The sequence below is a fragment of the Shewanella sp. FJAT-52076 genome (genome assembly GCF_019457455.1).
GTDB classification, from domain to species: Bacteria; Pseudomonadota; Gammaproteobacteria; order Enterobacterales; family Shewanellaceae; genus Shewanella; species Shewanella zhangzhouensis.
In genome coordinates, this window is record NZ_CP080415.1 from 3,702,965 (window position 1) to 3,720,518 (window position 17,554).

Below are 17,554 nucleotides of genomic sequence, written 5' to 3' on the forward strand. Positions count from 1 at the left end.
GGAAGATACGGTAGGCTGACCAGTCTCTGGCAACGCACGCGTCATTCACCTCAGTCGTGAAAAGTCACCTCACCGCTGAGATGGGGTCTGCGCCCTTTTTGATCTCTGAGTTCAAACCGCAGGCCAGCCTCTTTGGCTTCACTGGCAAAGGTCACCTCACCGGGCATAAACAGCGGCAATTTAAAGGCCACGTCCAGGGTGCAGGGTCTGTTGCCTATCTCGCCCATCAGCTCGGCAACACAGCGCGCCTTGGACCACATACCATGGGCCAGTACCCGTTCAAACCCAAAGCGTTTGGAGAGGAAAGGATGCAAATGAATAAGGTTGAAGTCACCGGACGCGCGGGCATAACGCCAGCCCAGTTTATCGTCCAGGGACCAGGTTTTGGGGTTATCCCAGGCCATGTCACTGCCCTTGGGGGGACGGGCGCGGCGACCTGCGCTTTCAATGCGGTACAGATAAATCGAGTGGGCTTCCCACACCAGTTCATCGCCCACCCAAACCTTGGAGACCAACTCAAATTCCAGGCCGGCATCGGTTTGCTCACTGGATGCCAGCACGCACTCCAGGCGAACCTGCTCAGACACGGACACCGGACGGTACTGGCTGATGCGGTTTTTCAGGTGGATCATGCCCAGCAGCGGAAAAGTAATGGCCTCATGGGTGAAGATCACCGCATGCAGGCGAAACGCCAAAATGTACAAAAAGGTAGGGGGCAGCGTCTTGCCATCAAAGTTGAACTCACACACTTTGGCATAGTCGGCCACCACCGCTGGCGACAGCGACACCTGGGGCACAGACACGCGGATAACGGGCAGCGGCTGCTGATCCCAACCGGGCTTACGGCCGAAAAAAATCTTGCGATACAAAGACAACAGCGATGGCATCCCATCCAGTGCCACTTGATGTTCCATGGTGAAGCTTCCCCCCTAACAAAGAGCGGGAATTATACTCTCATTCACTGCAATGTGTACCCTCAATAAAATCACCAACATATACATATAAATTTCATACACTTAACACATGGCACACCGACTAAATCCGGGATTTGGCACAAACAATGAGAGACTGCCAAAACGGGCCCGGCTGTGAGAAACTAGCGCCCGACCCAGCAGCGCCGGATACTCAGATTGCAAGACAAAAATTTCGATACCCTCGCGGGTAAGTTTGCCAAGAACATCTACGGAACCCTCAAGGGGGATATTCGTGCGGCCGTGCTGTGGCGCGACCTGGAAGAAATGCTGCCACGGTTGGGCGAACGTAAGCTCAGGGTACTGGATGCAGGCGGCGGATTTGGCTTTTTCAGCCAAAAGCTCGCGGCATTGGGTCACAGTGTGGTGCTGTGTGATATTTCTGCCGAAATGCTCGCCGAAGCCAAGCGGCATATTGCCCTCAGCCCCACGCCCCTGGATATCCAGTGCATTCATGCTCCCATTCAGGATTTGTCACGGGATGCCCTGGGGGAGTTCGACCTTGTTCTTTGCCATGCCGTGGTGGAATGGCTTGCCGATGCCAAGGGCACCATGACCAGCCTGCTGACACTGCTCAAGCCGGGCGGCTTGTTTTCGCTGATGTTTTATAACCGCGATGCCATGTGTTTCCACTCGCTCATTGCCGGTAACTTCGGCTATGTGCAATCAGGATTCAAGGCCAAAAGGGTTAAGCTCAGCCCCAACTTCCCGGTGACAGTGCCCGAGGTGGAAGCCTGGTGTCACGACTGGCAGATGGACATTCATTGCCGCTCTGGCGTGCGGGTTATTCACGACTATTTGAAAAAGGGCAGCCTGTCCACCGAGTACAGTGACGCAGGTCTGATTGAGATGGAACTGAAATACTCCCGCGAACCGGCCTTTTTGCGACTGGGGCGTTACGTGCACTTTGTAGCCCAAAAGCCCTAGTGGTCAGAAGTGCTGTTACCCAGTAGCCAGAGCTATCAAAAGAGTTCTATGGAGCCGGGCTCCGGCACCTTGGCATGCTCGGCCACATCGTTGAGATAAGCCTGCTCTTCGCGCTCGATTTGCGCCATGCCGGTCATTTCGAGCCGCTTCAGCCTGACCCTGCCGCTTTGGGGATGAAACAGCACCTTACGGGGCCAGGGACCACCGAGATCTTCCGACATCACGGGTATCCCTTCCAATGCCAGATACTCTCTAACAAAAGCGATATTGGACTGACCCACATTGAGCACAGAGATGCGCCCCAGTGTGGCGCCACCAAAGATTTTTGCCTTGAGGCGGGACTTTAGCCCACCGGCACTGAGGATGCCGTTGATTAATTGCTCCATGGCCCAGTTGCCGTAACGACAGGAGTAACTGGTGAGTTGGTGCCAGTCTTCATGGAGTACTTTTTCAGGTAACAGAAAGTGGTTTAAGCCGCCAATGCCCATCAAAGGATCCCAGATGCAGGCTGCGACACAGGATCCCAAACGGGTATAGATAAACTCATCCTGACAGGAATAATAGTACTCACCGGGGTCAACCCGGGCGACTTGCGACTGTTGTTCGTTGTCCCAGAAGCGTGGGATCTTTTCAAATCCTGGGTATACCAGTTGGGTAGGCAAGGCCATGGGTCCTCCGCGGCTGTCTTCCTGAGTATAGCCAACGCTGGCGAATACCCCGGCAATTCAGTCACTCGGACGACCCGGCCATGGCTTAAAGAACGAAGGAAGGTGCGAATAAGTCCCGTGCTTGCTCTGCGTGTGCTTAACGTGGATAGATGCAAGGCACAGTTCGCAGCGAATGGCCCTGGTCCTTCGCACCTCTTTGACTTCCAAAGCCGGTAACGCAGCAGATACCGCTGTAAGGCACGCCCTGCGGCTTACTGGCAGATGCCCTGAGTGGCGGCGCAGTGGCCCAAATGCCCCTTCACCCTGATACCACGCTGGGCCAGAATCGACACCAAACTCTGCTCCCCCACCAGATGGCCCGCTCCCACCACCACCATCAGGGTCGCCGGGGTATCCGCCCGGGTCAGGAGACTCTGCAGCGTATCGGCCATTCGATGGTTTCTGTCCCACAACAGTGCCTTTAGCAATTGGGTATCATCACCTTCTGCCATGGAGTCGTGCATCAACGCCGCCAACTCATCACTGTTACCGCCCCGCCAGCTATTGACCAGGGCGCCGGCTTCATCGCCAGGGGCAGAAATGGCCTCACGCACCATGGTCCACTGCTGCGACTTGTCCAGCGACGCCATCAGCTTGAACTGATATTCCATGCCTTCCAGTTCGAATATCGCTTTGCTGCCCCGAGCCCTATCCAGCAAGTGCTGATCCACCCCCAATTCCGCCTGATAACCTAACTCGGCATAACGGAGCACGGTAATTTGCGACGCCTGTATCCAGGGTGAAAGAGGCGCCATGGCCTCGCAGATTGGTTTACGGCTGCGGCAGTATTGTTCCACCACCGTGGCGGACTGGGCATCCGGAGGCGATGCATCCACACCATAGGTCATCAAGAGACGCTGAATATCGGCTCCTGCCGCACCTATATCCGCTTCCACCACCAGTGCCTTTGCACTGTCAAATGCGTTTTCCACCAGCTTGGGCATGGGATAAAAATCCGGGCTGCCCACATGAATGGAGCCGAGCAGATAGACGGTTTTGCCCTGATGGGAGAATTCATAAAAAGGGGGTTTATCTGATTCTTTCGCTAATAGTGGCGCCGTCGCCGCCAGCATCCAGAGTGCCACCGCGCCAATGAACCCTGTCCTTAAACTTGTTGCCTTCATCCTTGCCTCTTATAATCCCGAAAAATCTGATTGGAAGCTGTTATGCCATATACCAAGGTCCTTGAGCAACTGACCGAAAATCTGCAACTGGCCTATCGTCAGGCAATCGATGCCGACACCCGCCTGGATGAACTGCAAAAAGCCGGCATGGGAAAATTCAGCCATATCTTCAGTGCGGAAGAGGGATTTTCAACCCGCAGCAACCGGTTTGGCCCTTATGTTCAGGAGCTGGGTCAGGACTTTGCCGAGCTGAAAGCAGCACAGTTGACGCCCGAGCTTCTGGAACGGGTGGTGCGTAAGCTCGGTGTGTTACTGCAAACCCTGCAAGCGTTCAAATCCCAGAGTAAATAAGCGGTCATCTTTCTGTCACAGGGCTGCCATAGACTGCCGGAACCTTGGGCTCCCGGTACACATCATGGCCGCCATAGATTTACAGGCAGAACTGACCAAAATCATTGAAAAGCAAAGCATAGAATCGCTTTTTCAACCCATTTTCAATATCAGTGCCGGGAAAATTCACGGCTTTGAAGCCCTCTCCCGGGGGCCAGTCCACAGCCCTTTATATTCCCCCGTCCCCCTGTTTAAAACCGCTGAGCATGAAGGACGCCTCAGCGAGCTGGAAACCCTGTGTCGCCAGATTGCAGCGGGGCGTTTTGCCGAGCGAAAACTGCCGGGAAAGCTCTTTATCAACATCTCGCCCAAGGCCTTGCTGGACCCGGATCACCCCAAGGGTAAAACCCTGACCATGCTGCAGCAGCTGGGCATATCACCTTCACAGGTGGTCATAGAACTCTCGGAGCAGCATCCTGCTGACGATATCGACCTGCTGAAAACCTGCCTGCTGCATTACCGCAATCAGGGGTTTTTAACCGCCATTGATGATTTGGGTGCTGGCTACTCTGGTCTGCGGCTCTGGTCAGAACTGGCACCGGACTATGTGAAAATCGACCGCCACTTTATTCATCAAATCGATAAGCATCCGGTCAAACAGGAGTTTGTGCGCTCCATTGTGGAGCTTTGCCAAAGCCTGACCTGCAAGGTCATCGCCGAAGGAATAGAAACCGAGGCCGAGTTGCAGGTACTCAGGCAGCTCGGGATCATTTATTGCCAGGGATTTTTACTGGGGCGGCCAGAGACGAATCCGGACAAACACCTGCCCCAGGGGCTTAGCCCACAGCCCAATATGGGACAGGCCACCCACAGGTATATAGAAACCGCCGAGAGTCTGGCATGCGGGGCGGTTACTGTGCCCACCGATACCAAACTCAAAAGCATCAGCGATCGTTTCAGCAGCCAACCGGCACTGCAGGCTGTGGTGGTGGTCGATGGCGACACGCCGCTGGGGCTTATCAGCCGCACCGCCCTGCTTGAATTATTTTCCACCCCCTATGGCCGGGCGCTGCATGAAAATCACTGTGTCATCGAAGTGATGGATACCCGGGTGCCCCAATTTGATGCATCAGAGGCCCTGAGCAGTGTCAGCCAACTCCTCACTTCAGAATCGGATCAGCTCATGGCTCAGCAGTTTTTGATTCTGCGTCAGGGCAAGCTGATAGGCGTAGGACACACCAAAGATTTGCTGGCCCGGATTACAGAGCACCGCATCAAGGTTGCCCGCCACGCCAACCCACTTACCGGGCTGCCGGGTAATGTGCCTATTCAGGAAGAATTACAACGGCTGAAACAGCAAAGCCGCCCCTTTTATCTGGTCTATTTCGACCTGAGCCACTTCAAGCCCTACAACGATATCTACGGCTTTTGCCGGGGCGACGAAGTGATTTGTCATGTGGCGTCGCTGCTGTCGGGGCATCAGGATGCCGACTGCTTTGTGGGCCACATAGGTGGCGATGACTTTGTGATGATTACCACAGACGATCCCGAATACAAGGTGGCCGGGATCCTGAAGGATTTTGAGGCTGAAAAACGCAGTTTTTTCCAGGAAGCCCATTGGCAGGCACAATGTATTTCCGCCGAGGACCGCCAGGGTGCAATCAGCCTGCAACCTCTGACCTCCCTGTGTGCCGGCATACTGTCGCCAAGGCACACCTTCAACGCCACAGAACATGAACTGTCGGCCCTCAGCGCCCGGGCAAAAAAACAGGCAAAGCTCACCAACAGTGGACTTTGCCTGCTTGGCAGTACCCCGCCTCAGCTGAGGCAGGCTTAATTCAGACTGGTTAAAGCTTGGGGGCAACCTGCTTATCAAACCACTGGGTTAACAGACGGGCCTCATGGGAAAAAGGTCTGTCATTTATCGGGCGAATGTCGTTCATAAAGTTCAGGTTGGTCAGCTTTTCATCGCCGGCAATCACCACCTGCTCGCCATCGAGTACCTGATAACTGAAGCTGATACGTGGGGGATAGATTTCTTTCACCACACGTAAGTCATTGGTGGTTGCGCCAAAGGTAGGACGCATATCACCGGCCATATCCACATCAGTCACCACCAGCTCCAGACTCTGGTTGGGCTTGAGCGATTTGGCGGCTTCCTTGCTCAGTTCCTTGGTCAGGGTCTCAAACAGGCGATTTTCGAACCTGGACTGGAGTTCACCGCTGGACTTAATGTCGCGGAACTTCTTGGGTTCCTGCCAGCTGATTTTTACAGCGCCGTCCTGGGTTTGTGGATCCACAGTGGCTGCATCATCCGCCATCGCTGAACTGGCAACAAAGAGGCCGGCAATCAGAATCATCGGGAATTTCATAGGAGCCTCCTTAAGGCCTGTAATCGATTAATTCGCAATCACTTTAGCGAATTCAAGCTGAACCAATACTTAACACAAACTGCCGTAATCAGATGGCATTCTGAATATAAGCTTCTGTTTATTATTTATTTTAGACAGATTAGTCTCAATTGGTTCCGGTATCAATTTGTATCACCAAAACCCCACCCAAGACTGAGTGGCGCCGTAAAGACAACGCCCGGCCTAAGTCGCCGGGCGTGGCAAGATCAGAAGGGGAACAAGCGGCAAAGCTCAGGATAGTTGGCTTTGAGGTCTTTGGGGCGGGAGCTGAACTTTTTGCCTGCGGGATTCACGCTGCCGGACGGTACAAAGGGCAATTCTTCTTGGGTCCTGTCTTCATAAAGCTGCCCGGCAATCAGGTCGTAGTCCTCCACAAAGGGATAGGCATAACCGTCCACCGTTGGCCAGCCTGGCAGCCCAGCCAGGGCATCGGGTGTGGCTATCACACGTTCAAACCACTCTTGACCGAGGGAGATGAGAAAACAGCGAAATTCGGCAAAGCCATAATCGGTGTCACAACCTGTAATGACATAGGCGGCGCCCCACAGCGGCCAGGTATAGGCGCGGCGCATCTGCTGGCCAAACAATTTATCAAATGCCTTGAGGGCATCGTTATCCTTTTCGCTTAACGCGTTGCGTAAACGCTCCGCCAGGCTTTCCTGTGATTCATCCGGGCTTTGGCGGCTTACCAGCTGCCAGAATTCTTGCTCAGTCATATCATTGCCTCTGTTTTGGGAGCGCCATTTTACACTGAACTGGACTGTCTCTCTGGCTTTTTCTACACTTGGGCGACTTTTTTGCCGGAACCCACCATGAAACTGCCACCGCTGCCCCTGTGCCTGTTGTTTTGCCTCTACCTTGTACTGGCACTCTTATCCATTACCCGCGCCATCATTACCGGTAATCTGGATATGTTTACGCTTGGGGTATTACCGGTACTGGTGGGCCTGGTGCTTAAAACGACCTGGGCGCTGTGGGCCGTGCGCATTTATACAGCCATCCAAACCCTTGGCTGCGCTGCACTCGGCGTTACGGCCATTCTGGCCAGCCACATAAGCCCCGAAGATACCCGGCTGTTCTTCGCCGGGGCTGAAATCCCCCTGTGGCTGGCTGCCGCCACTCTGTTTGTGCTGCTGTCGTTTCAATGGTGGGTGGCGTTTCTCCCCTCAACCCGCAGGTATCTGCACGTAGCGTCAACAGCCAACACCCCACAAAACAGTTGAACATGGGCTTGAATTCAAGCCTGTTTGATAGGCGGGCTTGATAAGCATACTTGCCAAAGGCTGAACAACTGGGTTAGCGTTACAAACCCGCAACAACAGTATCAACAGCCATGCATCAATTGTCACCGGGCGAGCTGTCCATCCTACTGGTGGAGCCTTCAGACACCCAGCGTAAAATCATCATTGCCAGCCTGAAAAATGAAGGCATTCTCAACATCGAAACAGCCGGAGGTTTTGATGAAGCCAGGCAAATACTTACAGAGCACAAACCTGATTTGATAGCCAGCGCCATGCACTACAGCGATGGTGATGCTCTCAAGCTGCTGACCTACATCAAGAGTGACAGCCGATGTCAGGACATCCAGTTTATGTTGGTTTCCAGTGAATGCCGCCGCGAGCAGTTGGAGGTGTTCCGTCAGTCAGGTGTGGTGGCTATCTTGCCTAAGCCCTTTTCAAAAGAGCATCTTGGAAAAGCACTCAACGCCACCATTGACCTCCTCTCCAACGACGAGTTGGATCTGGATCACTTCGATGTTCAGGACCTGCGGGTGTTGGTGGTGGACGACAGCCGTATGGCGCGTAACATCATCCGCCGCCCCCTGAGCAACCTGGGAATGCGGCAGATTGTTGAAGCCTGTGATGGCGCCGAAGCCATAGAACTTATGCGCGAGCAGATGTTCGATCTGGTGGTAACCGACTACAACATGCCCAGTGTGGATGGCCTGGCCCTGACCCAATTTATTCGCAACGAGAGTCAGCAATCCCACATCCCCATTCTTATGGTGTCGTCAGAGGCCAACGATGCCCACTTATCCAACGTGTGCCAGGCCGGCGTTAACGCACTGTGTGATAAGCCATTTGAGCCCCAATTGGTGAAACAAATCCTCTATCAGCTGCTGGATGCCAATTAATGTGACAAAACCCACTGGAAAATTGATCCCGAGCGGGATTTGCGCCCCAAAACCGCTTCCCAAACGCTAATGCCTGTGGCATGTTAGGCGAGTTTTAAAACAATAATCACGGAAAGACGAGTATTTAGCATATGAACAGAACTGAACTTATCGCCAAGATCGCTGAGAGTGCTGACCTGACCAAGGCCGAAGCCGGCCGTGCGCTGAAATCCTTCGAAGAAGCTGTGACTGCCGCCATGAAAGACGGCGACAAAATTTCTATCGTAGGTTTCGGCTCTTTTGAAACCAGCACCCGCGCAGAGCGCACTGGTCGCAACCCACAAACCGGCAAGGAAATCAAAATCCCTGCGGCGACCATTCCAAAATTCAAGGCCGGCAAGGCCCTGCGTGACAGCGTGAACTAATCACGGCACTCATGCAGTCAAAGCCTCCTTCGGGAGGCTTTTTGTTTTGTGCGCACCAAGTGTGTGCATTGGCGCACGCAAAGTGTGCATTTTTCAGCCAACTCACATCACTTCCAAACACAACCTCTTTGTAAACAACAAGTTAAAAAATGGCATAACCTTGGCTTTAGGTATTCCCGACCAATACAAGTACACACAATAATCATTGAAGGGGAATATGATGACCAAGGTATCCACACTCGCTCTGCTGCTTTCCTGCGCCTTTGCCGCTTTGCCAGCCAAAGCCGAACTTGAAGGCAATATTGGGATAAGCTCCAACTACCTGTGGCGTGGTATCAGCCAAACTCAGGACAGTACTGCCGTGGATGGCGGACTGGATTACAGCCACGAGAGTGGCTTTTACGTTGGCACCTGGGCCGCCAACGTTGACTTTGGTGATGACACTACCTTCGAGATGGATTTTTATGGCGGTTATAGTGGCGATATCACCGACGGCCTGAGCTTCGATGTGGGCTACCTCTACTACGCCTATCCGGATGCAGACGCCGACATAGACTTCGGTGAACTCTATGCCAGCCTGACCTGGCAGTGGTTAACCGTGGGTTATGCCCTTGTGGTCAATGGCGGCGACGACATAGCCCCAGATGACTTGTCCGATGATGACATGGACTATCTCAGCGCCGATGTCGCCATCCCGCTGGGCGAAACCCTGAGCCTCGACCTGCACTATGGTTATTCCAGCGGTGATATCGCTCTGGGCTGGTATGGTGAGTCCAGCTACAGCGACTATGCCGTTTCACTGACCAAGAGCACCGAGCTTGGCGATGTCAGCTTTACTGTGTCTGATACCGACCTTGCCGAAGACGACCCCAAAGTGGTGCTGCGCTGGTCATACGGCTTCGCACTCTGAATAATGAGATCTGACTGAAGTCAGGCAATCACCTGGTGGTTGGCCCGGCGGGCCGCCACCACCTTTTCGATATACTCAACGATGGGCTCGGCAACCTTTATCCCCGTTGCCTGTTCAATCCCCTCTATTCCCGGTGCCGAATTCACCTCAAGCACCAGGGGGCCACGGGCTGAACGCAAAATATCCACCCCGGCAACCACCAACCCCATGGCCTTGGCGGCCGCTACTGCCGACTTGCGTTCCTGAGGCGTAATTTTCACCGGCTCGGCCGAGCCACCCAGATGCAGATTGGAACGAAAGTCGCCTTCCGGGCCCTGCCTGCGCATGGCGGCCACCACCTTATCGCCCACAACAAAACAGCGGATGTCGCTGCCATTGGCCTCTTTGATATATTCCTGCACCATAATGTTGGCCTTGAGGCCCAAAAACGCTTCAATAACGCTCTCGGCAGCCTTGCGGGTTTCTGCCAGCACCACACCTATCCCCTGGGTGCCCTCCAGGAGCTTAATCACCAGTGGAGCACCGCCCACCATGTTGATGAGATCCGGAATATTATTGGGTTTATTGGCAAATCCCGTCACAGGCATGCCAACGCCTTTACGGGACAACAGCTGCAAGGCCCGCAGCTTATCCCGTGAGCGTGCAATGGAAATGGAATCATTGGCAGCAAATACGCCCATCATTTCAAACTGACGCACCACGGCGCAGCCATAGAAGGTGACACTGGCGTGAATTCTGGGAATGATGGCATCAAACATGGGCACCTCTTCCCCTTCGAGATGGATGCTGGGTTTGACCGAGTTGATATTCATGTAGCAGTTGATAGGGTTTATCACCCAGGCTTCATGCCCCCTGGATTCACAAGCCTCCACCAATCGACGTGTCGAGTAGAGCTCGGGGAATTGGGACAGCACACCGATTTTCATCGCAGTATACCGTGGCGACTCAGGCGCCAAAGAGAGTTAGGTGAGAAAATTTTGTAGTAATCACCAAGGCTTGGCAAGTTATCTCTGTTGGAATTTGGTGAGGGTTGGCAGCAGGAATTGTGTTTCAAATGTCCTGGCATCCACAGGCTTGCCCAGCAAATATCCCTGCAGCAGGTTACAGCCATGATCCGTACAGAAATCTGCCTGCTCCTGTGTTTCAATCCCCTCGGCAACCGACACCATGCCAAAGCCCTGGGCGAAATTCAGCAGCGCCGTTAACAGGCGGCAACCTTTTTCATCCTGGGGCACTGTAGCCACCAGGCTTTTATCTATCTTGATAACCTGGATAGGGAAATGCATCAGGTGCTCAAGGGACGAATAGCCTGTGCCAAAGTCATCCAGTGCCATGGTCACCCCCATGCTCTCAATTCTATCGAGCACAGAGGCGATTTCCCCGGGGTTTTTAATCAAGGCGTTTTCGGTGATTTCCAACTCCAGATTGTGCGCCGGCAAGCCACTTTCTGCCAGAGCATGTTCGATAACATAAACCAGATTTACCGCCGAAATTTGCGACGCCGAGAAGTTAACTGCCACTGAAAAACCAGGCAAATATTTGCCAATCTGTTTCAACCACAGACTCACCTGCTGACAGGCAGTATTGAGCACCCATTTGCCAATTTGCTCGGTCAGACCGACATCTTCGGCAATGCCCAGAAAGGTATCGGGTGCCAACAAACCATCGGTAGGATGTTGCCAGCGCAGCAGCACCTCCACACCGCAGAGATGGCCAGACAGGGCATCAAATTTACCCTGGTAATAGAGCACCAGTTCGTCGTTATTCAATGCAAGTCGCAGCCCTTGCTCAATACGGGTGCGATGTTTAACTTCATTCTCCAAGTCCAGGGAATAAAACTGGATTTGATTCCGTCCCTCTTCCTTGGCGCGATACATGGCAATGTCGGCACATTTCAGCAGGTCATAAGCTGTGTTGGCGCACTCGCCGTAAATGGCGATACCTAAGCTGGCCCCCATCATCACGGCGCTGTCGCCGAGCTGGAAAGGTTCTTCAAAGGTGTTCAATAATCGCTTGGCGAGGTCAAAAGGCAAAAAGCGGGTGTCCTGATCGCATATCAGGGCCACAAATTCATCGCCGCCTATTCGTGCTATCAGGTCATTTTCACGCAGCGCCGATGACAGACGTGTGGCCACTTCCACCAGCAGCACATCACCCATCTGGTGACCAAGGGTATCGTTTACGCCTTTAAAATCATCGAGATCAAGCAAGATAACACTGAGCATACCTCCGGTACGTCGTACCTGGCTGAGGGCACGATTAAGGCACAGCTCAAAGCCATAGCGATTCACAAGTCGGGTGAGTGAGTCGTGTTCAGCAAGCTCGCGTAACTGCTCATGGCTTCGGCGCAGCGCCTTGGCCATGGAAAAACGCTGCTTGGCATTGATAATGGCACGGCACAAACGGCTCGAGGAGACTTCATCTTTAAGCAAAAAATCCTGCGCGCCCAATTCTATGCAGCGCTCGGCCAGCTTCTCATCCTCGTAGCGGCTTATCATCACCACCGCAATACTCTCGTTGCTGATGTCATTGAGCCAGGTCAGCACCTCAAGACCATTGGCATCGGGTAGCATGTAATCCAACAGGATGCCATCAAAATGCTGCTGCTTAATTTTAATCATCGCATCTTTGGCGTAACTGGATTCGGACACGGTAAAGCCACGCTCCGACTGGGACAGCGCCCGAACTATCATCTCGCGATCGACTTCATCATCATCAACCAGTAATAGATTCATGGTTAAACCTTCACAATTTGGGCAGTTCCACTATGCGCCAGTATCCGTCCAACATATTGATAATGCTTTCAAACTCTTCTTTTATATTACTTTTGACCACATAGCCGGCCACATTGAAGCTGTAGGCCGCCAACTTATCTTCGTCGGCACGGGAGGTGGTCAGCACAAACACCACCGCAGAGGCAAATTGCGGATCGGCACGCAGGGCCTGCAGGAATTCAAGACCGTTCATGCGTGGCATGTTCAAATCCAGCAGGATCACAAAGGCTCCCTGCACCACACCCTCATTAAGCATTTCCAGTGCGGCCTTGCCGTCTCTGGCCCGCACCAGCGGATTGAGCAGGCGCATTTGACGCATCGCACGTTCCACCGCCATGTAATCCACGTCGTCGTCATCCACGAGAAAGAGCACCACTTCACGATATTGCGCTTCTGTCATACTGTTTGTGCCCCTAATTGTTTTGGCCATGAGAACCAGAACTGACATCCTCTCCCCTGCGAAATCAGCCAGACCTTGCCGCCATAGCGTTCTACGGTTTTACGCACCAGCGATAAGCCTAATCCACAGCCTTCTACTTCATCCCGGGCTTTGAGGGTTTGAAAAATATTGAAGACTTTTTCCTGATACTCGGCGGGGATCCCTGGCCCATCATCGGCCACACAGAACTTCAACATGTCGCCACTGCTGTCGACACTGACGCTGATTTCGCCCGCGCCCTTGTCATGATGTTTGATGGCATTGGAAAAGAGGTTTCTGATCACCAGCTCCAGCGGTACCTTGGCGGTGTTGATAGTGGGGAAATCGCCGCTGAGTTTGAGGCTGAAACCAATCGGAGGTGCCACCAGGGCAAAGGTATCTTTGATGAGGGGCTTTACTTCCACCGGCGAGAAGGACTCATCGGCCCGGCCAATGCGCGAGTAAAGTAACAGGCCATCAAGCAACTGCGACATACGCTGGGTACGGCTTTGAATGAGCTGTAAATACTTGCCGGTGGACGGGTCCAACTTACCCTTTAAATCTTCCTCTATCCATTGTGCAAGTTGCTCAATCCCCCGCAGCGGCGACTTGAGATCGTGAGAGGCGATGTAAGCAAAGCTGTCGAGTTCTTTGTTGATACGCTCCAGCTCCAGCGTATGGGCCATCCTTTGTGCCTCAATATTGCGGCGCACCGAAATATCGTTAATGGTGGCCAGCACCGAAATCCCGGAAGCAAAGTGAATAGGGGTCAGCCCGACTTCCACCGGTACCAGGCCGCCGGACTTGGTTCTGCCATAGAGTTCATCACGGAGCGACATTTTCTTTGCAATGGGATTGGCCAGGTATGACTCCATATGCCCCTGATGCACCTTTGCCAGCGCTTCAGGCAAAAGTACATTCACACTCTTACCCAGCAGTTCTTCCCTGGTATAACCGAATAGTTGCTCTGTGTGCTTGTTGACCAGGGTTATTACGCCACGCCTGTTGGTGATGATAAGGGCACTTGGCGATGCCTCAACCACCAATCTGAAGCGGCTTTCATTGTTCATTATCTCCCGCGAGAGCAGACTTTCATGGTGCCTGGCTTTGGCAATGCTGAGCAGGAAATAAAACATCAGCAGCTGAAAAATAACAGCCATCAACAGCATCAATTGACTCTGAAATGCCTCAGACTGACTTAAAAAATCTTCATTGCTCCCAGCATGCAGCAACCATTTCTGCCCCCCAATTTCGATGGGCAGTTCGGTTTGAATACGCCAGCTATCTCCTTTTTCAGGCGAACGAAACATCAGATTTTCTTCGTTTGCCTCCTCACCATCGAAGATTTCCAGTTGTAGCTTATTAAAGCGATTCCCCAGAATGCCGCGAATGAGATTATCCATACGAAAAGGCGCATACACAGTACCCAACAATGACTCTGGACCGGGTTTGTCATCTTTGGCATAGAGAGGTAAATACATTAAAAAACCAGCTTGCATGTCTTCGCCGGTTTCCTGCACCAGGGTAATTTTGCCGGAAATGGCAGCGTTGCCTGTATCGGAGGCCCAATCAATCGCCCGCCGACGCCTGGGTTCTGAATACATGTCGTAGCCAAAGGCCCGCTGATTTCGCCAATCAAAGGGTTCGAGATAAAGAATCGAGTGGTATACGGGGCGATCGCCATCGGGATAAACCCTGAACGCAGGGAATCCCTCCGCCCTGACCGCGGCTTCAAATTGTTGCAGTTGTGGCTTACGTACCACCTGACTGAACCCGACCCCCTGAATGCCGGGATAGTACTTGTCCAGCTTGGCGTTGGCGACGTAGGTACGCCACTCTTCACGGGACACACCATCGGATGCCTTAAACAAGCCCACCCCACTGCGAAGCACCTGCTCGTATGCCAGCATCCGGGTTTCGATAGCCAATTTCAGCTCCTGCGCCATGTCTTCAAAACGTTCTTCCTTGAGGTCGTTGATGTATTGATGAAACTGGTACCAACCGGTAAAGGCAAACGCCATGGATGCCAACATCACCCCCCACACGAAGGGGGGGAGTCGGAATCGATTGGGGTCTTTGGTTGGTGCCTGAGAATTCACCTGAAATCATCCTTGATTTTAAATGGCTAAAGTCATTGTCGGTCACTTAACTCATGTTTCTAGTCTGGTCGATAAGTGCCAATGTGCAAGTTAAAGTCCGACTTTTTTAGTAGGACTTTTCTTCCAGCGTTATGCCCCACTTTTGGAAATTTATGACCATACTCACAGAGTGGATCTGGGAGAACATTTTTTACCCATTCAACAAATAATTTTTGCTTTTCTCAATCCGCCAAAGTGGTTAGAAAGTCCTTAAATAACCCATGAGGAATTCGTTATGGCTCGAATAGTTGAAATCCTGCCCCAAGATAGCGAAATGGAAGAACTGACCTCACCCAAAAATGCTCAGGCAGCCAAAGCCCTCAAGCGCCGACAGGAGGTCAAGCGTCGACTGGATGATTACCTCGAACGCGCCGAGTTAAAAAAGGCACTGGGCCTGGACGATGAAGATGACTTTTAACACCGGGGGCAGGTAATTCCCTGCCCTGAATACCTTGCCAATCTTATAAATTCAGCCGCTTAGGTGGTTCTCCATAGCGCTTGTGGCTATGATATTCCCAAGCCGTCCCCAGAGCGTTAATGAATGAACGATGCAAAACTCAGGTACTGTGAGCACCTGCGACGCTTTTCCGACCAACTGATCCAGCTGCAAGCACCCATCAAAATCCTGGATGCCATCAAGTGGCCCAGAGAGCTGGAGCAGCAATTTTTTGATGCCGGTGCCAGGCAATTGCCGCCGGTAAACAAAGCCTTTTACGACAATCTTCCCCTGCCATTTGATACCCACACCACCCAAAGGGCACTTAAGTCCCTTAAGCAGGACATCCAAAAAACGCTCGGTAAGGACGACGATTTAGGAAAGCTTCTGGTGGCCAACGTCGACCAATATCGTCTGGTGATCGATATGCTGGGCCACAGGGGAACCCCCCAATTTGGCAAGCTGAGCAAAGTACTCTACGGCAGCGCCAGCAATAAACTCCATGGCGACAGACATACCCTCAGGCAGTTGGGTGACCGCCTGAGTTATATCTTCTCACTGCCCGCTGCGGCGCACATGAACAAACAGCATCCCAAAGAGATTGATGCAGCCAGCGCCGTTGAGCATCTGGGTAGCCGCCTGGGCCGTTACTTCCACAGTGATGAAATGCGGGTGCGCCTGAGCGACGGTATTGTGTCCGATGCTGCGGTAGGGGGCGACACAGTTAAAATCAACTCCAAAGCCATGTTCAGCAAGGCGGACCTCAATGTGTATGAAGTCCACGAAGGTTGGGTACACGTGGGCACAACACTGAATGGCCGGGCGCAACCCCACGCCACCTGGCTGAGCGTGGGCTCCCCGCGGGTTGCGGCGGCGCAGGAAGGACTGGCAGTACTGCTGGAGATGTTGACCCTGAGCTCCACTCCGGGGCGCGCAAGGCGCATCAGCGACCGGGTGGCTGCGGTAGACATGGCCGAAAACGGCGCCGACTTTATTGAAGTTTATCGCTATTTCCGCGACCAGAATCTGAGTAAAAAAGACAGTTATCGGGTAACCCAGCGGGTATTCCGTGGTGGCATGGTCGCAGGTGGCAGCTGTTTTACCAAGGATATCTCCTATGTCCGCGGCTATGTGGAAAACGTGAATTTTATCCGCAGTGCCATTGCCGCCGGCATTCCTGAACTCATCCCCATGTTGTTTCTGGGTAAGCTTGCTATCGAGGATATTCCCACCCTGTATCTCGCTTATCGGGAAGGCATACTCACGGGCCCCAGATATCTGCCGCCCATGTTTGATGACTACAGTGGTCTCTATGCCTGGTTCGGTTTTGCGTCCGGTCTGGGTAACATCAACCTCAAAGGGGTGCAGCGGCACTTTCAGCGGCAGTTCCGCTGCCTGCCAAATGTGGAGCCCATGTTCCACACCGTTGAAGACACCGAGTTTGATGCCCCGGCCGAGTAAAACGGATGCAATAAAAAAGGATGCCAAGGCATCCTTTTTTATCTCTTAACTACTGAGCTTGTAGGCGTAACCAATGCACTCGCGATACCCATAACAACCTGCGAACTGCCTGTCAGCACACTGATAAAGCACCAATGCGTTTCCCCCTCGCTGGCGGGTTTGCAGTTTCAGCTCCCGGGTCAGGTTGCTGTTACTGGGCAAGGCACCATCGAGCCGGGTCTGGCAGGCCGTGGCAACCACTTCCCCGAGCCCTTCATAGCTGCGGCGTAACACTTCTTCCTGGCTGTAAAGCACTACCGGGGTCGCACTCAGACTCCTGTTCATCTGCACCGGCAGATTGGTATTGAACGAGGCGGACGAACAGCCCGCCAGGCATAACAGCAACAGGCTCGTCCTTAAGCGCACTTCG

General features: G+C 53.1%; 19 protein-coding genes. 9 read left to right on the forward strand and 10 right to left on the reverse strand.

Annotated elements, in window-relative coordinates; genetic code table 11:
• Window positions 1-50 precede the first annotated feature (50 nt).
• Window positions 51-887 carry a MaoC/PaaZ C-terminal domain-containing protein gene (locus K0H79_RS16375; RefSeq protein WP_220067941.1) on the reverse strand — a complete coding sequence of 279 codons (837 nt, stop codon included), beginning with the start codon at window positions 885-887 and terminating at the stop codon, window positions 51-53.
• 243 nt (window positions 888-1,130) lie between these two features.
• Between K0H79_RS16375 and K0H79_RS16380 the strand changes: the two genes are divergently transcribed.
• Entirely contained in the window at window positions 1,131-1,898 is a 768-nt protein-coding gene (locus tag K0H79_RS16380; protein ID WP_220076522.1) for a methyltransferase domain-containing protein, read from the forward strand.
• Between the two features lie 35 nt (window positions 1,899-1,933).
• Here K0H79_RS16380 and K0H79_RS16385 read toward each other — a convergent pair whose 3' ends face one another.
• Both K0H79_RS16385 and K0H79_RS16390 read right to left on the reverse strand, forming a co-directional pair.
• Window positions 1,934-2,566: a chemoreceptor glutamine deamidase CheD gene (locus tag K0H79_RS16385; protein ID WP_220065737.1), complete on the reverse strand. Its 633-nt coding sequence runs from the start codon at window positions 2,564-2,566 to the stop codon at window positions 1,934-1,936.
• Window positions 2,567-2,817: 251 nt separating this feature from the next.
• A complete protein-coding gene (locus K0H79_RS16390) occupies window positions 2,818-3,729 on the reverse strand; it encodes a TraB/GumN family protein (protein WP_220076523.1) in 912 nt (303 codons plus the stop codon).
• Window positions 3,730-3,771: 42 nt separating this feature from the next.
• Between K0H79_RS16390 and K0H79_RS16395 the strand changes: the two genes are divergently transcribed.
• Window positions 3,772-4,080, forward strand: a complete 309-nt coding sequence (locus tag K0H79_RS16395; protein ID WP_220065739.1) for a prephenate dehydrogenase — start codon at window positions 3,772-3,774, stop codon at window positions 4,078-4,080.
• A 64-nt stretch (window positions 4,081-4,144) separates the two neighbouring features.
• Entirely contained in the window at window positions 4,145-5,896 is a 1,752-nt protein-coding gene (locus K0H79_RS16400) for a bifunctional diguanylate cyclase/phosphodiesterase (RefSeq protein WP_220076524.1), read from the forward strand.
• 10 nt (window positions 5,897-5,906) lie between these two features.
• Here K0H79_RS16400 and K0H79_RS16405 read toward each other — a convergent pair whose 3' ends face one another.
• Both K0H79_RS16405 and K0H79_RS16410 read right to left on the reverse strand, forming a co-directional pair.
• Window positions 5,907-6,431 carry a DUF3016 domain-containing protein gene (locus K0H79_RS16405; protein WP_220076525.1) on the reverse strand — a complete coding sequence of 175 codons (525 nt, stop codon included), beginning with the start codon at window positions 6,429-6,431 and terminating at the stop codon, window positions 5,907-5,909.
• Between the two features lie 245 nt (window positions 6,432-6,676).
• Window positions 6,677-7,186, reverse strand: coding sequence for a DUF4240 domain-containing protein (locus K0H79_RS16410; protein ID WP_220065742.1), 510 nt, complete (start codon window positions 7,184-7,186; stop codon window positions 6,677-6,679).
• Window positions 7,187-7,282: 96 nt separating this feature from the next.
• Between K0H79_RS16410 and K0H79_RS16415 the strand changes: the two genes are divergently transcribed.
• The 4 genes from K0H79_RS16415 (at window position 7,283) to K0H79_RS16430 (ending at window position 9,918) form a co-directional block, all read left to right on the forward strand.
• Window positions 7,283-7,693, forward strand: a complete 411-nt coding sequence (locus K0H79_RS16415) for a hypothetical protein (protein WP_220076526.1) — start codon at window positions 7,283-7,285, stop codon at window positions 7,691-7,693.
• A 110-nt stretch (window positions 7,694-7,803) separates the two neighbouring features.
• Window positions 7,804-8,604 carry a response regulator gene (locus K0H79_RS16420; RefSeq protein WP_220076527.1) on the forward strand — a complete coding sequence of 267 codons (801 nt, stop codon included), beginning with the start codon at window positions 7,804-7,806 and terminating at the stop codon, window positions 8,602-8,604.
• Window positions 8,605-8,735: 131 nt separating this feature from the next.
• Window positions 8,736-9,008 carry an HU family DNA-binding protein gene (locus K0H79_RS16425; protein WP_011761265.1) on the forward strand — a complete coding sequence of 91 codons (273 nt, stop codon included), beginning with the start codon at window positions 8,736-8,738 and terminating at the stop codon, window positions 9,006-9,008.
• Between the two features lie 220 nt (window positions 9,009-9,228).
• Window positions 9,229-9,918, forward strand: coding sequence for a TorF family putative porin (locus K0H79_RS16430; RefSeq protein WP_220065745.1), 690 nt, complete (start codon window positions 9,229-9,231; stop codon window positions 9,916-9,918).
• Window positions 9,919-9,938: 20 nt separating this feature from the next.
• Here K0H79_RS16430 and rimK read toward each other — a convergent pair whose 3' ends face one another.
• The 4 genes from rimK to K0H79_RS16450 form a co-directional block, all read right to left on the reverse strand.
• Window positions 9,939-10,844, reverse strand: a complete 906-nt coding sequence (gene rimK, locus K0H79_RS16435) for a 30S ribosomal protein S6--L-glutamate ligase (protein WP_220065746.1) — start codon at window positions 10,842-10,844, stop codon at window positions 9,939-9,941.
• Window positions 10,845-10,922: 78 nt separating this feature from the next.
• Window positions 10,923-12,653, reverse strand: a complete 1,731-nt coding sequence (locus tag K0H79_RS16440; RefSeq protein ID WP_220076528.1) for a GGDEF domain-containing response regulator — start codon at window positions 12,651-12,653, stop codon at window positions 10,923-10,925.
• A 10-nt stretch (window positions 12,654-12,663) separates the two neighbouring features.
• On the reverse strand, window positions 12,664-13,092 hold the full coding sequence (locus K0H79_RS16445) for a response regulator (RefSeq protein WP_220065748.1): 429 nt from the start codon (window positions 13,090-13,092) through the stop codon (window positions 12,664-12,666).
• Window positions 13,089-15,209, reverse strand: a complete 2,121-nt coding sequence (locus tag K0H79_RS16450; protein ID WP_258405421.1) for a CHASE domain-containing protein — start codon at window positions 15,207-15,209, stop codon at window positions 13,089-13,091. Before K0H79_RS16450 ends, K0H79_RS16445 begins: the two co-directional genes overlap by 4 nt.
• A gap of 274 nt (window positions 15,210-15,483) precedes the next feature.
• Here K0H79_RS16450 and K0H79_RS16455 point away from each other — a divergent pair, with 274 nt between their 5' ends.
• Together K0H79_RS16455 and K0H79_RS16460 are read left to right on the forward strand one after the other, a co-directional pair.
• Complete coding sequence (locus K0H79_RS16455; protein WP_011761271.1) at window positions 15,484-15,666, forward strand: hypothetical protein; 183 nt, start codon at window positions 15,484-15,486, stop codon at window positions 15,664-15,666.
• Window positions 15,667-15,789: 123 nt separating this feature from the next.
• The gene (locus tag K0H79_RS16460; RefSeq protein WP_220076529.1) at window positions 15,790-17,145 is read left to right on the forward strand and encodes a flavohemoglobin expression-modulating QEGLA motif protein; all 1,356 of its coding nucleotides are present in this window, start codon (window positions 15,790-15,792) and stop codon (window positions 17,143-17,145) included.
• 45 nt (window positions 17,146-17,190) lie between these two features.
• Here K0H79_RS16460 and rcsF read toward each other — a convergent pair whose 3' ends face one another.
• Window positions 17,191-17,550, reverse strand: coding sequence for an Rcs stress response system protein RcsF (rcsF, locus tag K0H79_RS16465; protein WP_220065750.1), 360 nt, complete (start codon window positions 17,548-17,550; stop codon window positions 17,191-17,193).
• Window positions 17,551-17,554 lie beyond the last annotated feature (4 nt).